Annotated in this window: 10 protein-coding genes; 5 read left to right on the top strand and 5 right to left on the bottom strand. The window is 69.1% G+C overall.

Features of this window, described 5'->3' with window-relative positions:
• Nucleotides 1-160: 160 nt before the first annotated feature.
• The 4 genes from ACIG5A_RS38150 to ACIG5A_RS38135 all read right to left on the bottom strand — a co-directional run bounded on the left by ACIG5A_RS38150 (nt 161) and on the right by ACIG5A_RS38135 (nt 2,610).
• Nucleotides 161-607 (bottom strand): SRPBCC domain-containing protein, encoded by a 447-nt coding sequence (locus tag ACIG5A_RS38150; protein ID WP_397249305.1) that lies wholly within the window; start codon nt 605-607, stop codon nt 161-163.
• Nucleotides 608-632: 25 nt separating this feature from the next.
• On the bottom strand, nt 633-971 hold the full coding sequence (locus tag ACIG5A_RS38145) for an ArsR/SmtB family transcription factor (RefSeq protein ID WP_397249303.1): 339 nt from the start codon (nt 969-971) through the stop codon (nt 633-635).
• Between the two features lie 246 nt (nt 972-1,217).
• Entirely contained in the window at nt 1,218-1,586 is a 369-nt protein-coding gene (locus ACIG5A_RS38140; RefSeq protein WP_397249301.1) for a VOC family protein, read from the bottom strand.
• A 61-nt stretch (nt 1,587-1,647) separates the two neighbouring features.
• Complete coding sequence (locus ACIG5A_RS38135) at nt 1,648-2,610, bottom strand: hypothetical protein (RefSeq protein ID WP_397249299.1); 963 nt, start codon at nt 2,608-2,610, stop codon at nt 1,648-1,650.
• A 328-nt stretch (nt 2,611-2,938) separates the two neighbouring features.
• Between ACIG5A_RS38135 and ACIG5A_RS38130 the strand changes: the two genes are divergently transcribed.
• Nucleotides 2,939-3,418 carry a GNAT family N-acetyltransferase gene (locus tag ACIG5A_RS38130; RefSeq protein WP_397249297.1) on the top strand — a complete coding sequence of 160 codons (480 nt, stop codon included), beginning with the start codon at nt 2,939-2,941 and terminating at the stop codon, nt 3,416-3,418.
• Here the strand turns inward: ACIG5A_RS38130 and ACIG5A_RS38125 are convergent.
• The gene (locus tag ACIG5A_RS38125; protein WP_397249295.1) at nt 3,388-4,041 is read right to left on the bottom strand and encodes a hypothetical protein; all 654 of its coding nucleotides are present in this window, start codon (nt 4,039-4,041) and stop codon (nt 3,388-3,390) included. The two genes, ACIG5A_RS38130 and ACIG5A_RS38125, sit on opposite strands and share 31 nt — an antisense overlap.
• Nucleotides 4,042-4,231: 190 nt before the next feature.
• Between ACIG5A_RS38125 and ACIG5A_RS38120 the strand changes: the two genes are divergently transcribed.
• From ACIG5A_RS38120 to ACIG5A_RS38105, 4 genes are read left to right on the top strand one after another with little or no spacing between them, the layout of a single operon-like run.
• Nucleotides 4,232-9,652 carry an amino acid adenylation domain-containing protein gene (locus ACIG5A_RS38120; protein ID WP_397249293.1) on the top strand — a complete coding sequence of 1,807 codons (5,421 nt, stop codon included), beginning with the start codon at nt 4,232-4,234 and terminating at the stop codon, nt 9,650-9,652.
• The gene (locus ACIG5A_RS38115) at nt 9,649-17,799 is read left to right on the top strand and encodes an amino acid adenylation domain-containing protein (protein WP_397249291.1); all 8,151 of its coding nucleotides are present in this window, start codon (nt 9,649-9,651) and stop codon (nt 17,797-17,799) included. Before ACIG5A_RS38120 ends, ACIG5A_RS38115 begins: the two co-directional genes overlap by 4 nt.
• The gene (locus ACIG5A_RS38110; protein WP_397249289.1) at nt 17,799-18,437 is read left to right on the top strand and encodes a DUF6875 domain-containing protein; all 639 of its coding nucleotides are present in this window, start codon (nt 17,799-17,801) and stop codon (nt 18,435-18,437) included. Before ACIG5A_RS38115 ends, ACIG5A_RS38110 begins: the two co-directional genes overlap by 1 nt.
• Nucleotides 18,430-19,425: a hypothetical protein gene (locus tag ACIG5A_RS38105; RefSeq protein ID WP_397249287.1), complete on the top strand. Its 996-nt coding sequence runs from the start codon at nt 18,430-18,432 to the stop codon at nt 19,423-19,425. The genes ACIG5A_RS38110 and ACIG5A_RS38105 overlap by 8 nt, the downstream gene beginning before the upstream one ends.
• The last annotated feature ends 1 nt before the right edge of the window (nt 19,426 follow it).

Below are 19,426 nucleotides of genomic sequence, written 5' to 3'. Positions count from 1 at the left end.
CCGAGCCGCAATTCATCCGCCGAGTTCGACCGCCCGGCACGTCGCCGATCCTATCGAAACCCGCAGCCACCAACTACCCGATATCGGTGCCACCCCTGACGCCATATCGTCACCGGGCCGCAGGCCCGACTTCGCCGCTCGGCGAAATGCGGACAGTGGGTCAGCCTGCCGCGTCGAGTACGGCGCCCAGGCGGGTGACGATGCCGGGCCAGCCGCCGCGCATGATGGTGCGGGACAGCTGGGAGGTGGGGTCGTCGGGGTCGAAACCACTGTGGGTGAGCAGCATTCGGGTGCCGCGGCCTTCCGGGTGCAGATCCCAGGTGACGGTCCAGCCGGTGTCGTGCACCGTGGCGGCGTCGCTCCAGGTAATGCTGAGGCGTTCGGGGGCGACGACTTCCAGTACCTCGCAACGGACTTCGCCGGAGAAGTTCACCGCGGGCATCGGGCGGGCCTTCATCCGGAAGCGGTTGCCCGCGACGGGTTCGAAGCCGATCGGCACCATCAGCCACTGCCCCATCAGCTCGGGCGTGGTGATCGCCCGCCACACCTTGGCGGGTGGGTGCGGGTAGAACTGGTCGAGCACGATCGAGGTCGGATCATCGGTCATCACGCGCTCCCTGTATCGATGGGCACTACTCGTCGGGCATGGCGTCGAGCACCGCGCCGAGGTCGCGCAACCTGGCCCGCCAGAAGCGTTCGAACGGCTCGAGCCAGGTCTGCACGTCGTGCAGCGGCTGCGCCTCGACCCGGTAGAAGCGCTGCCTGCCGCGCTTCTCCTCCGCGACGAGTCCGCAGCCGCGCAGCACCTTGAGGTGTTCGGACACGCTCGGCCGCGCCATGTCGAACCGCTCGGCGATGTCATGCACCGACTGCTCACCGTCGAGCAGCAGGTTCAGGATGTCGCGGCGGGTGGGGTTGGCCAGCGCGCCGAACACCAGGTCGGTGGTACTGGACTTCAGACGTTGCGGCATCGGGCTCTCGTTCGGTCGAGGTCACCACCGCCGGAACAGGACGAGGGCGGCGGCGCAGGCGAGCACGAGAATACCGAGGCACCGGGCGATCGCCGCCGTGACGTAGTAACCGCCGGTGTGCCCGTTCGCCCGCGGGCGAGGATCAGGTCGGTGTGCACGCCCGTCGATCGGCGGCGAGCTAGAGACCGTCGAGCGCGGCGGTGTCACCGAATCGCCCGGTGACGCCGTGCGCGTCGAAAAGGGTTGTCACCGTGGCCCATCCGCGACCAGCACGAACGAATTGCCGTCCGGATCCGAGAACGTGGCCTGCCTGCCCCACTGCTCGTCGGTCGGCCCGTCGACGACCGCGCCCGCGTCACGCAGTCGAGCGACCACCTTGTCGATATCCGGGCTGTTCACCATCACACCGGCCAGGTTGCCCGCGCTCGCGCCGGGAAACGGCGCGTGCAGGATGATCGCGGTCCCGGCCTCCCCCGGCCCGACCTCGAGCCACCGGTTGTCACCCCACACATTGTCGGCACGCACGGCAAACCCCAGTACATCGACATAAAACGCCTTGGCCCGATCCTGATCCGCCACGAAGGCGGTGATCTTCCCGATCTGCGAAATCATCATGCCGACGACAATAGGTAGGCTTTCCCCTACCTGTCAACCGTAGGATTTTCCCTACCCGATGTCAGGCGGTGCAGTTCTTCTGGCTGTCGGTACGGACCTTGCGACCGGTGAACTCCTCCAGGATGGCGATGTTCGCGGGGCTGTAGTTCGTCTGGGTGATCTTGTCCGCGTCGGGGCTGCCGAGCTTGCCGGTATAGGGGGCGGACTTCTCCAACCAGTAAGCGGTGCGCAGGAATTGGATGAGCACCAGGTCGCGCAGGACCGGTTCGTTCTTGATCTTGGCCCAGTAGTCGGCGTGGCGATCCTTGGCGACGCGCAGGTACAGCAGCAGGTATCTGAGGTTGGTGGCGGCGATATCGCGGGCGTTGCTCGCACCGATCCCCTCGATGTACTCCTGCACGACAGTCACGGCGGGCAGGCCCATCAAGCCCGCGTTCAACTCCGCGAGCACGCCCTGCAGGTGATAGTCGCCCTGTTCGCGGTCGCGCAGGTAGATGCCGTCCATATCGTCGCTGAGCTTGTCCTTGATCAACGGCAGGATCTCCCTGCGGGGGAAACCTCCGTGCAGCGGTATGCCGGTGATCTGCCGTGTCGAGTTGATCCACGACGCGGTGCGCACATCCCATTCGGTGCGCGACCCATCGAGGTCCCACATATGGGTTTCCTCGTGGATCGCGACCATCATCGACTCGGCGAACGCCTTGAAGTTGCTCGTATCGACGAACTGATCCCAGTACTGATCCTTCGCCTGCGCGATCGCCAGCTTCTGCCCGCTCGGCCAGCGCCGCTGATACATGGCCTGCAGGGTCGGCATCCAGTTCGCGCGGCTGAACCGCGCCACCAGATCGCTCAAATCGGCCTTCGGATTGGACGTTTCGTCATAACAGAAGGGCTCGGCGGGCTGAGACTGACTGACACTGCCGGCTTCCCCGCTCCACACGGGCGCCGCCGCGGCGACCGAACCGGCGCCGAGGGACAGCACGAGGCATGCGGTAACTACGGGCAGACTACGTTTACGGTTCACAACAGACCTCACTTCGGAGGAGATACGCAAGGATGCGGCACAACCGGGTCGGGAAACCGAGAACTGTTGTGCGAGAGGTCGTTCCAGTCGTCGGCCGGGGGCTCGACCGCCGATTCCGAACAACCGATCGAATCATGGCACGAAAGACCGGACCGGATCTCCCCAGTGGAAGTGGGGAGGCCAGCGGCGGTTCGGCACCACGCCGGTGGCGACACTGGCCGTGGTGCTCGCGGCGGTCGCCCTCCGTGAGGCATGGGCTCGCACCAGGCCCTACCCCATCGGATAGCCGTGTCCTGTGGACGTTTCGGCGCGCGATAGCCTGGCGATCATGGCGGACTGGGAGATTCGACCGGCCACCTCGGCGGATGTCGAGGCGGTGGCCGAACTGCGGGCCCTGGTGCTGGAGGCGGACCTGACCCGCCTCGGCCGCTACGACGGCCAGCGCGTACGCCAGCGACTACGCGACGGATTCGTCGCGGAGCACACCCGCGTGATCGAGGTGGACGGAGAGTTCGCCGGTTGCGTGGCCCTGCGCCCGGCGGCGGGTGTGCACTGGCTGGAGCACTTCTACCTCGCACCGCATCTGCAAGGCAGCGGAATCGGCACGGCCGTATTGAGCACCCTGCTCGAAGAGTGCGACCGCGAAAACAGCGTCGTCCGCCTGAATGTCTTGCAGGGCAGCCCAGCCCGGCGCCTATACGAGCGACACGGATTCACCCTGGACACCGAGGACCCGGTGGACGTATTCCTGACGCGCGAACCGCGGCGCACTCGAGCTCAGACCAGGGCGGTGCGTGCTGCTACGTAGGCGATGACGTCTTCCGCGTGCGGCGACGCGGTTGTGCCCGAAAGCCGGAGGTGGGCGATGGCGTTGTCGAGTTGGGGGGTTGGGCCGTGGGCGGTGAGCAGGATGGCGATCGCTGCCCAGATGTGGGGGTGGGGGTCGGGTAGGGCGAGGAGCTCGTCGAGATAGCGGTCCGGTTCGAGGAGTTGCAGGGCTCGGCGGGCGTAGGCGTGGACGCGGCGGGGCAGCTGCGCGCGGATGGCTTCGATATCGCCGGATTGCGCGTGTCCCTGCTGTTCGGGATCGGTCCGTAGACACCACAACTCGGTCACGTCGGCGGCGAGGCCGTCGGGAATCAGGCCGGGGCCGGTGGCCTCGTCGAGTGGAATGGGTGGCTGGAGTAGTCGTTCGGCGCACCAGTTGCGGAACTCCCACCAGGCGAGCGGGGTGGCGCTGAGGGTCAGGCCGAAGCGCAGCAGCTGCTGCCCGTCGGTCCAGGTGCGGGTAGCCCGCGTGCGCCCGACCCGGGCGACGCCGCCGGGGACGATGCGCGCCCAGCTCGGCTCGGCGCCGTCGAACCCGTACGGTTGCAGCAGCTTTCCCGTATCGCGCATCAGACGGCGCACCGCCGAGTCCGGACTGACCATGTCGGCAGAGTAGCGATTCGCACCGACAAGCCGGAAACTGCTCCGAGAACCCGCTCCGCACAGTCCATTTCAGCGTTCCTGAACGTGCGAAAGATCACGTCGGTCCGATGAGCGCACCGTACAGACCGTTCGGGTTCGGTGGGCGAAACAATTGGTGCACCGCACCACAAGTTCACACAGCATCGAATCCATGCGTGTAGTACCGGATTTGATCGCCGAGCAAGCGGCGGCGACACCGGCCGCGGTCGCCGTGCTCGACGGTGATCGGCGGCTGACCTACGGCGAACTGATCGGCTGGGCCGACGAGGTCGCCGTCCTCCTGCGTGCGCGTGGCGCCGGACGGGACGTCCCGGTCGGTGTCGTCGGCACCCGGTCCATCGAGTACGTGGCCGGCGCGCTCGGTGTGCTGCGCGCGGGCGCCTGCTATGTGCCGATCGACGAGAACTATCCAGCCGAGCGGCGCGAAGTGATGCTCGCCGACGCGGGCATCGGGACGGTACTCGACCGGGCGACGGTGGCCGCCTGCGCAGTGACGTCACCGAGCGCCCCCGCGATGCCCAGCGAATGGTCGCCGGGGACAGGCGATCTGGCGTACGTGGTCTACACCTCCGGTTCCACCGGGACGCCGAAGGGCGTCTGCGTCGAACACGGCGGCCTGGCCAATCTGCTCCGCTGGCACCACGCGACCTACCACGTCGGCCCCGCGGATCGATACCTGCTCGCCGCCGGCATCGGTTTCGATGTCGCGGTCAGCGAGCTGTGGGAATGCCTGACCGGGGGTGCGACCGCGGTCATCGCCGACGAGGCGACCAAACGATCGCCGAAACAGCTGCGCGACTTCATCATCGACACCGGGATCACCCACGCCGACCTGCCGACGGCGCTCTGCACGGAACTACTCGCCCTGCCATGGCCCGCCGAGACGGCGCTCCGGGCGATGCGCACCGGCGGCGAGCAGCTGCTGACGCGCCCGCCGCGCGGATTGCCGTTCGCCCTGTTCAACATGTACGGGCCCGCCGAGGCGACCGTGAACGTCACCTGTGGCCGCGTAGAACCGGGCCCCGGCGTGCCGACCATCGGCCGTCCGTTCGCCGGGGCGAGCGTCCATATCCGCGACGATCGCGGCATCGACGTACCGGAGGGCGCACCCGGCGAGCTGTACCTCGGCGGCCCCGGGGTGGCCAGGGGCTACCTCGGCAGACCCGACCTCACCGCCGAACGATTCCTCGACGAACCCGCGGCCGGAAGGCTGTACCGCACCGGTGATCTGGTGCGCCGCCGCGGCGACGGCGAACTGGAATACCTCGGCCGCGCCGACGATCAGGTGCAGATCCGTGGCTTCCGCGTCGAACCGAGCGAGGTACAGGCGACGCTCGCCACCCATCCCGGCGTCACGGCCGCCGCGGTGATCGCCGCCACCGATGCCGTCGGCGCGGTCTGCCTCGCCGCGTTCTACGTCCCGCACGACGACGGCCCGAACCCGGCAACGATCCGGCGCTGGCTGGCCGATCGACTGCCCGCCCAAATGGTGCCCGCGACCGTGCGCGATATCGTCACGCTGCCGGTCACCCCCAACGGCAAGATCGACCGAAAAGCATTGCGAGCATTGGTAAGTGCCGATCGCACGCCCGGCGCGCCAGCCCGCGACGCCACCGAGGAACTCCTGGTGCGAATCTGGACGGAAGTGCTCGGATTCGCGGTCGGCATCGACGACCCGTTCGACGAACTGGGTGGGCACTCCCTCACCGCCATGCGCATCATCGCCCGGATCTCCGACCGCTGCGGTACCGACGTGGCCGCGGAACGATTCTTCGGCTCGCTGACGATCGCCGACCTCGCCGCAGAGATCGGCTCCTGCGCACCGCGTTCGACCGAGTCGAACCCGATCGCGGCCGGCAGCGCGAAGAGCGCTACCGGCGCGCTGCGGCCGTCCAATCCGAACCTCTTCGCGGACGACGACGCGGATAGCGGCACACCACGCCCATCCGCATCGATTCCCCGCGCAGAGAATGAGCCCGCGGCCCCCATCGGTACGTCACGAATGCCCGAACCGAATCCCGACGCGGACAAGGAGTCCGAGTCGACCGCGCACGACACCGCGCCGTTGACCTCAGTTCAGTCGCGCTACTGGTTTCTCGATCAGTTCGCGGCGGATCGCACGTTGTACACCATCTCGGATGGCTTCGCGATCGATGGCGTGATCGACGAACAGACGCTGCGCCGCACACTCGACGAGGTCGTGCGCAGGCATGCCGGGTTGCGGACCGCGATCGTCGACGGGCCGGATGGGCCGCGCCAGCAGGTGTCGCCCGCTGTGTCGATCGATTTCGAGAGCCATGATCTGCGCGCGAATCCCGCAGCAGCTCAGCAGGTTTTCGAGACGCTCGCGGCACGGCCGTTCGACCTGGCGGCGCCACCACTGTTGCGCGCCGCGCTGGCTCGGCTCGGCGAGCGATCGTGGCAGCTCGGGCTCACCGCCCACCACATCGCGTTCGACGGGTGGTCGGTGGATGTACTACTGCGGGAGATCGCGGCGATCTATCCGGCCGTGGCCGCGAAACAGTCTGCGCCGCTGGGCCATCCGCTGCCGACGACCGTGGAGGTGGCGGCATGGGAACAAGCGCGCGATCACACTGCCGATCTGAACTACTGGACCGGCGTGCTCGATGGCGCGCCCGCCGTGCTCGATCTGCCGACCGACCACGCCCGCCCGCCCGCGCCGAGTTTCCGCGGCAAGACGGTCACCCGGCGCATGCCCGCCGAAATATCCACCGCCATCGAGCGATTGGCGCGGGCGGAGGATGCGAGCCCGTTCATGGTCGTGTTGACGGCGCTGTACACCCTGCTGTCGCGGTACACGGGCGAAACCGACCTGGTGGTCGGCACCCCGGTGGCCGACCGCCCGCTCCCCTTCGAGGAGATGATCGGCTGTTTCGTCAACACGCTCGCGCTGCGGGCGGACCTGTCCGGCAATCCGACCTTCGGTGCGGCACTGCGCCGGGTGCGGCAGGTCGCGGTGGACGGGTACGCACATAGGTCGCTGCCCTTCGACCGGCTGGTCGACAAGCTCGGGCTGACCGGGCGGCGCGACCACCACCCGCTGTTCCAGGTCATGCTGGTCATGCAGCAACCGCAGCTCACCGAAATCCGGCTGCCCGCGGCGACACTGCGCCACGTCGGCGAATTCCATCCGGACCGTGCGCGATTCGACCTGACGCTGGTGGTCGACGGCGACACGGTGTGCGTCGAATACAGCACCGACCTGTTCGACGACGCCTTCGCGCGACAGCTGCTCGACCACCTGTTCCGTATCTTGACCAGCGCCACCGCTCGGACACCCCTGGACGACCTCGACCTGCTCACCCCCACCGACCGCGAACAACTGCTCGCCTGGGGCGACGGCGGCGCGGCACACCGGCCCGGACCGGTACACCGCAGGATCGCCGGACCCGCCGCGAAGACGGCCGTTGTCTGCGAAGACAACTCGCTCACCTACGCCGAACTCGATACCGCCGCCAACGGTTTGGCCTGGGCGCTGCGCGAGCAAGGTGTCGCGAAGGAAGCGCCCGTCGCGGTATGCCTGCCGCGCTCGATCGAGTCGGTCACCGCCATGCTTGCGGTACACCGCGCGGGCGGCGCCTACGTACCACTCGATCCGTCCTACCCGGACGAGCGCCTGCGGATGCTGCTCGCCGATATCGATCCCGTAGCGGTCATCTGCCACCCCACATCGGTGGATCGGTTGCGCGACTCGGCATCCCGGCCGGTAGCGATCGCCCGCCCCAGCCGACCGGCCCGTGTCGATCGAACACCGGATCCGGCGCGCCGCTCGACTTCCCGGCCGATGCCCGCCGTCGATTCCGACCAACCGAACCACGGCGAACCGACACCGGATCAGTTGCGCGACTCGACTTCCCGGCCGATCGCCATTGTTGATCCCGATCGTCCAGACCGCGCCGAGCCGACGCCGGATCCGGTGCGCGACTCGACTTCCCGGCCGATCGACACCGTCAACTCCGACCAACCGGGCCGCGCCGAACCAACACCGGATCCGGTGCGCGGCCCGACTTCCCGGCCGATCATCGTCGTCGATCCTCGCCAGCCCGGCCGCGCCGAGCCGCCACCGGACGGAGTCGGCGAGCACAGCCTGGCCGACATCATGTTCACCTCCGGGTCGACCGGTCGCCCGAAAGGTGTACTGCTCACGCACGGCAGCCTGGCCAACCTGGTCGCCGCGAAGGTCGACCGGTTCGCCGTTCGCCCGGACAGCGTCGTCCTGCAATTCGTCTCGTTCGGCTTCAGCGTGTCGATCTCCGATGTCTACATGACGCTGACCACCGGCGCGACGCTGGTGCTGCGCGGCGACGCCGAACTGGCCGGTGCGGACCTGGTGTCGCTCATCCGGCTGCACGGCGTCACCAACCTGGTGCTCCCCGCTTCCGTGCTGGCCGCGCTCCCCGAAGCAGAGCTGCCCTCGGTGCGCGCGATCACCGTCGGTGGCGAGGCGTGCGGCGCCGCACTGGTCGAACGCTGGTCTCCCGGAAGGCATTTCGTAAATGCCTACGGCCCCACCGAAGCGACCACCGCCACCGCGACCGGCGTATGCGTCCCCGGCGGCGGCCGACCGGCCATCGGCGGCCCCATCGCGGGCGCGCGGGTGTATCTGCTCGACCGTCGCGGGCGTCCGGTCCCGGTCGGTGTCCCCGGCGAGCTGTACATCGGCGGCGTCGGCGTGGCCCGTGGCTACTTGAACCGCCCCGATCTGACCACCGGGCGATTCCTCCCCGACCCCTTCACCGGCGGCCGCATGTACCGCACCGGCGATCTGGGCCGCTGGCGCCCCGACGGCCGCATCTCCCTGCTGGGCCGCAACGACGACCAGGTCAATGTCCACGGCGCACGGGTGGAGATCGGCGAAGTCGAGGCCGCCTTGCGCGCCCACCCGGAGGTGGCCGACGCGGCGGTGGCGGTCCATCGGGATCCGGCGCGCGGCGAACGGCTCGTCGGCTACCTCATCGGGACGCCGCCGAAATCGGCGGGGACGGCTCGCGATCTGCCCAGCCGAGTATCCGATTCCGGCAGCGCCGCGTCCCATTCCGGGGGCGTCTTCGTAGATCCCGCCAGCACAGCCGCGAACACGGGCGACGCAGTCATGAACCCTGGCGGTGCCGTCAATCATATTGCCCCCCTGCAGTTCTCGGCACCGAACCCGTCTGCGCTGCGCGAATTCCTGCGCCAGCGACTACCCGATCACGCCGTACCGACCGCATTCGTGGCGCTCCAGGAGCTTCCGCGCACCGCGACCGGCAAGGTGGATCGCCGGGCACTGCCACCGCCGGACGATCTCCCGGCAAGTGTCGGCGGCCGGGCGCCATCGGGCCCCATCGAGGAGATGCTGGCCGAGCTCTGGGGTGCGGTGCTCGGCGGCGAACCCGGCGTCGACGACGACTTCTTCGCCCTCGGTGGTCAGTCGATTCTCGCGGCGACGCTCGCGGGACGGATCCGGCATCGGTTCGAGATTCCGCTGCCGGTGCGGGCGCTGTTCGAGACGCCGACCATCGCCACCCTCGCCGTTTCGGTGGAGAAAGCAATCATGGAGGATCTAGCATGACCGGCACCCTCGACGCGCGCCTGGCGCAGCGGCTGGCGCGGGCGAAGGCACGGACCGGCCCCGACGCCCCGGCGTTCCCGTCGCGGCCCGCCGGGGCCTGTGAGTTGTCGAATATCCAACGGCGCCTGTGGTTCCTGCACCAGTGGGCGCCGGACAGCGTCGCGTATTCGGTGCCGGTGGCGTGGCGGTTGCGCGGCGCGCTCGATGTCGACCGGTTGCGCGCCGCGCTGTCCGCGGTCGTGGCGCGCCACGAGATCCTGCGCACCCGATACCCGGCGGTCGAGGGCGAACCGTCCCCGGTGATCGATCCACCGGGGACGGTTCCGATGCCGCTGCTCGACGACGTCGCCGAGCCGATGACCGTCGTCGCCACGATGCTGCGCGAACCATTCGATCTCGCCGCGAATATCCCGCTGCGCGCGACCCTGATCTGTTGCGCGCCAGACGATTACGTACTGGCGATCTGCTTCCATCACATCGCGGTCGACGGCTGGTCGACGGGCCTGTTCGCTGCCGAACTGAGTGCCGCGTACGCGGGCGAGTTCCGGCCGCTGCCAATCCAATACGCCGATGTCACCCACGCCCGCCGCACGACCGAGGGCGATGACCTCACCTACTGGCTCGACCGCCTCGACGGCGCGCCGCCGGTCCTGGAGCTGCCCACCGATCGCCCACGTCCGGTGACGCTCACCGAAGCGGGCGCGACCTACCGCTTCCAGCTCGACGAGCCGACCACCGCGGCGGTGCGCCAGTGGGCGACGGCGGCACGGGCCAGCTCGTTCATGGTGCTGCTCACCGCTTTTCAGGCGCTGTGCGCCCGCTACACCGGCGTCGACGACATCGTGACCGGCACGCCCGTCGCCAGCCGGGACGACGTGCCCGAGGTGATCGGCTGCTTCCTGGACACGATCGTGGTCCGCACCGCGCTCACACCTGGCATGACCGGGCACGAATTACTGCACACCGTCCGCGATGCGGTACTCGCCGACACCGCGCACGCCCGATTCCCGTTCGACCGGCTGGTAGCACGCCTGCCCCGGGTGACAGGGCAGCACCCGCTCTATCAGACCGCCTTCGTCGCGACGCACGTGCCGCGGGTCCCGCTCGCCCTCGCCGGGCTCACCGTCGACGCACTGACCGTCGACGAGCCGACCTCGGCCATCGATCTCGGTATCGCCGCGGAAGACCTCGGCGGCCCGACGATCTCGCTCACCGCGACCTACCGCACCGAGTTGTTCGACGCCACCACCATCGAACGATTCGCGGGCCACTACACGCGCCTGCTCCACGGCCTGACCGCCGCCCCGGACAAGCCGGTCGACCGGCTCCCCCTCCTCGGCCCCGACGAATACCCGATCGTGTGCGCGCCCGCCGACACCACCCTCGGCCCCGCACTGCTCGACCGATTCGCCGACCATGTGCGATCCACCCCCGACTGCCCGGCGGTGGTCGCCACGGATGGCCGGCTGACCTACGCCGAACTCGACCGCGCCGTCGACGCGCTGGCGGCCGATCTGGCCGGGACCGGAGTAGTTGGCATATATGCCCACCACACAACGGATTTCGTGGTCGCCGTACTCGCAACCTGGCGAGCGGGCGCCGCCTACCTGCCGATCGAACCGACCCTCCCCGCGGCCCGGCAACACGAAATGCTCACTGTCGCCGACGCCGTCGTCGACGGCGCCACCGCGCGCAAGGTAAACCCTTGCACCGCCAAAGATCCCGAGCTCGCCTACATCCTGTTCACCTCCGGCTCGACCGGCCGCCCCAAGGGCGTCGCGATCACCCACGACAACCTGACCGCGTGGTTGACCACCAAGGGCGAACAGCTCAACGCCGAAGCCGGCACCACGTTCGCGGTCTGCACGACACTGGCCGCCGACCTCGCCCACGTCTCGCTGTTCGGCGCGCTGTGGTCGGGCGGCACGGTGCGGCTGCTGGATCCGGACCTGGTCACCGACGCCGACGCCCTCGCGGCACATCTCCGCGCGGATCCGGTCGATCTGCTCAATATCGTGCCGTCGCACCTCAGCGCCTTGCTGACCGCGGCGGATCCCGCGGCCGTGCTGCCGAAGTGGTATCTGGCGGTCGGCGGGGAGGCGATCAGCTGGGAGCTGGCCGACCGGGTCCACGCACTGCGGCCCGACCTGCACATCTTCAACGGCTACGGCCCGACCGAGACGACGGTCGCGGTGACCAGGCACGAGGTGGGCACCGAGCAGGGGCCGCGCCCCGCCACAATCCCGATCGGCCGCCCGCTGCGGCACGTGCGCGCCAGAATCCTCGACCGCGCAGGCCTGCCCACGCCGATCGGCGTCCCCGGTGAGCTGTACATCGGCGGCCCGTCGGTGGCCCGCGGCTATCTCGGCAACCCGGCGTCGACCGCCGAACGATTCCTGCCCGATCCGGAGGGCGGCCGCCGATACCGGACCGGCGATCGGGCGCGGTGGCGGCCGGACGGCACCATCGAATTCCTCGGCCGGATGGACCGGCAGATCAAGCTGCGCGGCTACCGGATCGAACCGGGTGAGATCGAGGCGGTGCTGCGCGCGCAGCCCGGGATCGCCGACGCCGTCGTGGTCGTGCACGGCACCCGGCTCGTCGGCTATGTGGTCGGCCCGGTCGATGGGCTGGCGGAGCGACTCACCGAACTGCTCCCGGCGCATTTCGTGCCGAGCGCACTCGTCGAGCTGAAAGCCTTGCCGCTCAACCGAAACGGCAAGGTCGACCATGCCGCGCTCCCGGTACCTGCGGCCGAGCATGCCGCCGCGGGCGCCGCGCCGGCCACCGACGCCGAGCGAATCATCGCCGCGACCTTCGCCGAGTTGCTCGAAATACCGGTGACCACAACGGATGCCGACTTCTTCGACCTCGGCGGGCATTCTTTGCTCGCTACCAGAGCGGTCTCGCGACTGCGCCGCGATCTCGCCGTCGAGCTGTCGGTGCCGGACCTGTTCGCGCATCCCACCGTCGCCGGTCTGGCCCGGCGGGCAGGCACCCTGCGGTACGCGAAATACGCACCGCTGCACCACGACACGGCACCCTGCGTGTCGTTCGCCCAGCAGCGGTTGTGGTTCCTCGATCAGGCCGAACCCGGCAGCCCCGCCTACAACCTGCCGACCGCGGTCCGGCTCACCGGTCCACTCGACGTACCGAGGCTGGCCGCCGCACTATCCGCCGTGGTCGCCCGACATGACGTGCTACGCACCGTCTTTCCTGCGGTGGCCGGTCGTCCCGAGCCAGTCGTCCTGCCCGCGAAGGAGGTCCCGCTACCGGTGACCGATCTGCGCTCTGCGTCACCCGCCGCAGTGCGCGAAGAGATCGACGCGGAGTTCCGGCACGGTTTCGATCTCACGTTCGGTCCCCTGCTGCGGGCCAGGCTGCTGCGCGTCGCCGATGACGCGCACGTCCTGCTGCTGACCGTGCACCACATCGCGTTCGACGGCTGGTCCTACGGCATCCTCGGCGACGAGATCGCCGCACTCTACTCCGGCGAAACACTCGCGCCGCTCGGCGCGCAGTCCGCCGACCACGCACGCTGGCAGTACGAGCGGGAACACGACGCCGACATCGCGTACTGGCGTTCCGCATTGGCCGGCGCGCCACCGGGACTCGACCTGCCCGCCGACCGTCCACGCCCACCACGGCCCACCCACACCGGCGGCGCGGTCGATTTCACCGTCCCCGCGGACGTCGCCGCCCGGCTGTCGGCGCTCGGGCGGGCCGAGGGCGCGACCACGTTCATGACCTTCCTCGCCGCATATCAGCTACTGCTGGCCCGATATTCGGGCGTCGACGATCTGGTCGTCGGTGTGCCGACCGCCGGGCGCGATCACCCCGACACCGAGGACATGATCGGCTACTTCGTCAACATCCTGCCGATCCGCGGCCTGCCCGCCGGGCACCTGAGCTTCCGCGAGTATCTGCGCCAGATCCGCGACACCAGCATCGCCGCCTTCGGGCACGCCGATATCCCGTTCGAGCGCCTCGTCTCCGAGCTGGCCCCGGCCCGCGACCTGAGCCGTCCGCCGGTGTTCTCGACGCTGTTCGCGATGCAGGACACCCCGGCGCCCGGCTGGCGGATGCCCGGCGTGACGGCCGAATCCGCCGAGGGACCGACCGGAATCGCCAAGTACGACCTGTCGCTGTACCTGACCGAGCGCGCCGATGGTCTGCACGGCGCCCTCGAGTACAGCGCCGATCTGTTCGAGCCCGCCACCGTGCACCGGCTCGCCGGATATCTCGGCACCCTGGTTGCGGCGATCGCGACCGACCCGGACCTGGCGCTGCACGACGTGCCGCTGGTGCCCGAGTCCGAAAGGCAACTGGTACTCCACGACTGGAACGCCAACACCGCGACATTCACCGAAGTGCCACTGCCGCAACGGATCGCCGCACACGCCGCCGAGCGTCCCGATGCGATCGCCGTCACCGACGGCATCGAGACGCTGACCTACGCCGAACTGGATCGGGCGGCCGACCGGCTCGCCTCGGCGTTGCGCGCGCACGGCACCGGGCCGGAAACCGTTGTCGGCGTTGCCCTCGAACGCACGCCCCACCTGCTCGTCGGACTGCTCGCGGTACTGCGGGCCGGTGGCGCCTATGTCCCGCTCGACACCGGCTATCCCCCACTGCGATTGAGCTACATGCTGGCCGATTCGGCGGCGGCCGTCCTGCTCACCGACACCGGAAACCCGCTGCCCGGCGTCGAATTCGACGGTCCGGTCGTCGGCCTCGATGCGACAGCCGCCGAAACCGCGGCCACACCACCGCGTCCGGACGATCTCGCCTACGTGATCTACACCTCCGGATCGACCGGCAGGCCGAAGGGCGTCGCCATCGCGCATCGCAGCCTGGCCGCTTTCGTCGACGCGATGGTCGCCGAACTCGGTTTCACCGCCGAGGCCGTCTTCCTCGCCGTTGCCAGCATGTCCTTCGACATGTCCGTGGTGGAACTGTTGCTGCCGTTGGCGATCGGCGCCCGCATCGACATGGTGGATCGCGATACGACGCGCGACGGCGCGGCACTGGCCCGGCGGATCGCGATGACAACCGCTGGCAGACAGGCCGCTTCGAAGAAGACCTATCTCCAAGCGACACCGTCGAATTGGCGATTGCTGCTGGAGGCGGGCTGGACCGGCGCACCCGGGCTCACCGCGATCTGCGGCGCCGAGCCGATGCCCGCCGACCTGGCCACCGCGCTGCTGCCGCGGGTCGGCGCACTGTGGAACCTCTACGGCCCCACCGAGGCCACGGTCTGGTCGACCGCCCGTCGCATCACCGATGCCGCCGCGATCACCGTGGGCAGGCCGATGGTCAACACCACCGCCTACATCCTCGACGACCGGCGTCAACCGGTGCCCACCGGCGCGGTCGGCGAGCTCTATCTGGGCGGCGGCGGTGTGGCGCGCGGGTACCACCACCGGCCGGATCTCACCGAGACGGCGTTCCTGGCAAACCCGTTCGGTCCCGGCCGGATCTACCGCACCGGCGATCTCGCCAGGTATCGCGCCGACGGCGAGATCGTCCTGCTCGGCCGGGCCGATGGCCAGATCAAGCTGCGCGGCCACCGGATCGAGGTCGGCGAGATCGAATCGCTGCTCGCCGAACATCCCGCGGTGCGCCGAGCCGCCGTCACGCTGCGACCGGACCGGTCGGGTGAGCCACGGCTGATCGGCTACGTCATCGGCGACACCGCGGGCCTGGCCGAGTGGCTGCGCGCCAGACTGCCCGGCTACATGGTGCCGGACCAGATGGTCGCACTCGACGCAATGCCGTTGTCGCTCAATGGAAAAGTCGACAGGAAGGCGCTGCCCGCACCGGAGACGACCGTTGTGGTCGATGCGGCTGTGCCGATCGACGACCCGGTAGTTGCGCGCATCCTCGCCGTCTTCGCCGACATCCTGGAACGGCCGGTGCGCCCGGACGACGACTTCTTTGCCGTCGGCGGCGATTCGCTGCGCGCGGTCCGCGCGGTCCGCCACATCGACCCGGCGCTGTCGGTGCTCGATCTGTTCACCTACCCGACCGCCGGCCGCCTCGCCGAACGCCTCACCAGCACCGCGCATTCCGCCGACGTGCTGCATCGGATGACCCCGATCGCCGCCGACGCCGCGGAGGTGACGCTGATCGGCGTGCCGTTCGGCGGCGCGGGCGCCATCGTCTTCCGCGACCTGGCCGGCCGACTGCCCGCCCGCTGGGCGCTCTACGCGGTGCAGCCGCCAGGCCGCGACCCGGCGCACGCCGAGGAATCCGCGTTATCGCTCGATGCCCTCGCCGAGCGGTGCGTCACAAGGATTCTGGCGGAACGGCCGGGCAAGATCGTGCTCTACGGGCACTGCGCGGGCGCGGCGCTGGCCACCGCGATCGCCAACCGGCTGGACACCGCGGGACAGCCGGTACTCGGTGTCATTGTCGGCGCGGCATTTCCGGGCGCGCGGATGCCAGGGGTGCTGGGCAGGCTTGCCCGGATCGCCCCTGGCCGAAGGGTTTCCGACCGGCTCGTCACCGACGAGCTGCGCGCCATGGGCGGCCTGACCGAGGAACTGCCCGCCGGTGAACGCAGGCAACTGGCCGCGGCGATCCGCCATGACAGCGCGCAGGCCGAATGCTTCTACACCGCACCACCTGAACCGGTATCCGCACCGATTCTGGTGGTGGTCGGTGAGAAGGACCGGATCACCGAATTCCACGAAGAACGCGCCCACGAATGGGCGGCCTACGGATCCGCGGTGGACACCGCCGTCCTGCCCGACGCCCACCACTTCTTCGGCCGCGATCCCGCCCTCGCGCCGCTGTTGCGCGAACGGATCGGCCGCTGGCTGTCCGGTGCGCCACCGCTGTGCGCGCCGACGGTGCCACCCGCGCCCAAGCTGCGCGCGTTCGCCACCGTCGCACTGGGCCAACTGGTTTCGCTGATCGGCTCCGGGCTGTCCACCTTCGCGCTGGGGCTCTGGGCGTACCGGACCACCGGCGCGGTCACCGCGCTCACCACCATCGCGACGTTCGCGCTGCTGCCCACCCTGCTGGCCGCCCCGATCGCGGGCGCGGTCGCCGACCGTTACGACCGGCGCCGCGTGATGATCGCCAGCGATCTGACCGCACTCACCGGCGCCGCCGTCGCGGCGGGACTGCTCACCACCGGATCACTGCGTATCTGGCAGCTGTACCTGATCGTCGCCGTCACCTCGGTGGCGGCGGCGTTCCGGCAACCCGCCTATTTGGCCGCCGTCACGCAGCTGACCCCCAAGCGCTACCTCGGCCAAGCCAACGGCGTGGTCGGTCTCGGCCTCGCCTCCGGTACCCTGTTCGCTCAGCTGCTCGGCGGAATACTCACCGTGACACTGGGTTTCGCCGCCGCCGTGTGGCTCGACGTGGCGACGTTCGCGGTGGCGCTCGGCACACTGCTCGCGGTCAGATTTCCCGACCTCGGCTTCGTGCGCCGCGAGGCGCCGCTGCTCACCGAAATCGCCGACGGCTGGCGGTATCTCGCCCGGCTGCGTGGCATGCTCGCGCTGACGCTGTTCTTCGCGGTGGGCAACGCGCTCGCCGGGGTGGTCGCCGTGCTCGTCACCCCGCTGGTGCTCTCGTTCGCCACACCGGCCACGCTCGGCGTCGTCCTCGCCGCCGAGGGCCTCGGGTTGCTGACCGGCAGCGCCGTGATGGCCGTGTGGGGCGGCACCCGCGACCGCACCAGGGGCGTCATCGGTTTCGTCGCCCTGTTCGCCGTCTCCGCCGTGCTCATCGGCGTGCGCCCGATCGCCGTCCTGCCCGCGCTCGGCATGTTCTGCGCCGGTTTGTGCGGGTCACTGGTCAACGCGCACTGGTTCTCCCTGGTTCAGATCAAGGTGCGCCACGATCTTCAAGGACGGGTACTGGCCACCGATCTGATGCTGGCGCAGCTGCTGACGCCGATCGGCTATCTCATCAGCGGACCGCTCGTCGACCACATCTTCGAACCGCTGCTGCGCGAGGACAATTCGCTGCTCGGTCAGCTGATCGGCGCGGGCCCCGGACGCGGCATGGCGCTGGTGGTGATCCTCATCGGACTGACCACCCTCGGACTGACCGCCGCCGCCTACCGGTATCCACCACTACGGCAAGCGGATTCGCTCCCCGACGCCGCCCATCTGCCCGGTGCGCGCTGATGCTGACCCATCCGACCAGTCCCGACCGGGTCCTGTTGCAGGCCACCGATATCGAGCCGGGCCCACCGGCCCGGTACGGCGAATACGCCGAAGCGCTGCGCGCCACCCTGGTCTGGGCCAGGCAGTACCTGATGCGCCCGAATCCGGACCTCGGCCGAACCGGTCCGGTCTGCCCTTTCGTCGCGGGCTCCCTGCGCCACAACCGATTCCACCTGACCGTCTGCGCGGGCGCGCTCGACGAGCCGACGGTGCTCGACACCGTCCGCGACCATCGCGACTGGTTCCTCGACCTCGCCCGAGCCGACGTCAAACAGGCACAGCTCACCACGATCCTGATCCTCTTCCCCGACCTGCCCATCCAGGACATCCCCCGGCTCATCGACGACACCCAGGCAAAGCTCAAACTGGATTTCGTCGAATCCGGCCTGATGATCGGTCAATTCCACCCGATCCCCCCGAATCAGCCCGGCCTGTGGAACCCGGACTTCCGCCCCTTGCGCAGCCCGGTCCCCATGCTGGTCATCCGCCACATGGTCCCCAGCGACATCCCGTTCCTCACCATGGACTCCCGCTACCTGGCCGCCCACCGCCGCGTCTTCGGCCCGGCGTCGATCGGCATCGGGAACGACCATGCCTGAGGTAGCGAAGACAGGTGACATCGCGATCGACTGTCAGCGGTTCGCGACCAGCTCCATCGGTGCGGTCTGGCCGCCGATCCTCGCGACGCACAACAGGTTGCGTGGTTTCTATCCCGCGATCGTCGACACGCCTTACAGAATGCGTCGATTCGTCCGTGAGTTCACCGATTACCAACAGCGGGCAAAGACCTCCGGTGTCGACAGACTCTCCATCAAGTACGTGGGCATTGCGGAATCCGTTCCTCGCGCGCGCGACAACGGAATCCATATCGAGGGCATGATTCCACTCGCCACCACGGACTCCCGCTATCTGATCTACGCACGATGGAACTCCCCGGCACGGACGCCGGGAACCGAGGATCTCGATCGCCATCGAATGCTGCTGGAGCGGACTCGTGCACAGCCGAGGCGCGAAACCTCCACCGACTGTGCGGTGCGGGCACTCGGCCTCGACCTGCGGCTGCTGTCGAGAACCACGCCGCCGCACTGGCGCGAGCGCGAGATTCCGAGGTTCAGCGAGGTGTATCGCGCCTTCGATCTCGGCGAATCGGCTACGCGGGAGCTGATTCTCGACGTGAACAATACGATCGCCTACCTCGTCGCACCCGACGGCGGCGTCGTCTGCACCGCCGTCGGTGAGCACGCGCGGATTCCGATCGCGGGTCACGGGATCGTCGCCCTCTGCGAGATCACCGAGGGCACAACGCGGGCCGACCATCGCGGCAGAGGACTCTATCGCGGATTGTCGGCGCTGCTCGTCGACCTCCTCCGCCAGGAACCACTCGACGCGATCTACGGCGAGTGCAACCTTTCCGCCCCCGGAGTCGTCCATGCGGCACGGCAGAACAACAGGCGATTCGTCTACGACGACCGAAACCGCTACGGCACAGCACAACCCGACTTCGGCATCCTCTGCCGGAACGCCGAGATCGGTGAAACACCCGGCGAATACCAGGATTTCGCACTCACCTACATCGATCTCTCCTGAA

The sequence above is a fragment of the Nocardia sp. NPDC052566 genome (genome assembly GCF_044547285.1).
Classification (GTDB): Bacteria; Actinomycetota; Actinomycetes; order Mycobacteriales; family Mycobacteriaceae; genus Nocardia.
This window is presented reverse-complemented; position numbering and strand designations above follow the sequence as displayed.

Bases quoted from the DNA above. Each gene is read 5' to 3' on its own strand.
- ACIG5A_RS38150 (WP_397249305.1), bottom strand. From the start codon at position 607: ATGACCGATGATCCGACCTCGATCGTGCTCGACCAGTTCTACCCGCAC.
- ACIG5A_RS38145 (WP_397249303.1), bottom strand. From the start codon at position 971: ATGCCGCAACGTCTGAAGTCCAGTACCACCGACCTGGTGTTCGGCGCG.
- ACIG5A_RS38140 (WP_397249301.1), bottom strand. From the start codon at position 1,586: ATGATGATTTCGCAGATCGGGAAGATCACCGCCTTCGTGGCGGATCAG.
- ACIG5A_RS38130 (WP_397249297.1), top strand. From the start codon at position 2,939: ATGGCGGACTGGGAGATTCGACCGGCCACCTCGGCGGATGTCGAGGCG.
- ACIG5A_RS38125 (WP_397249295.1), bottom strand. From the start codon at position 4,041: ATGGTCAGTCCGGACTCGGCGGTGCGCCGTCTGATGCGCGATACGGGA.
- ACIG5A_RS38120 (WP_397249293.1), top strand. From the start codon at position 4,232: ATGCGTGTAGTACCGGATTTGATCGCCGAGCAAGCGGCGGCGACACCG.
- ACIG5A_RS38115 (WP_397249291.1), top strand. From the start codon at position 9,649: ATGACCGGCACCCTCGACGCGCGCCTGGCGCAGCGGCTGGCGCGGGCG.
- ACIG5A_RS38110 (WP_397249289.1), top strand. From the start codon at position 17,799: ATGCTGACCCATCCGACCAGTCCCGACCGGGTCCTGTTGCAGGCCACC.
- ACIG5A_RS38105 (WP_397249287.1), top strand. From the start codon at position 18,430: ATGCCTGAGGTAGCGAAGACAGGTGACATCGCGATCGACTGTCAGCGG.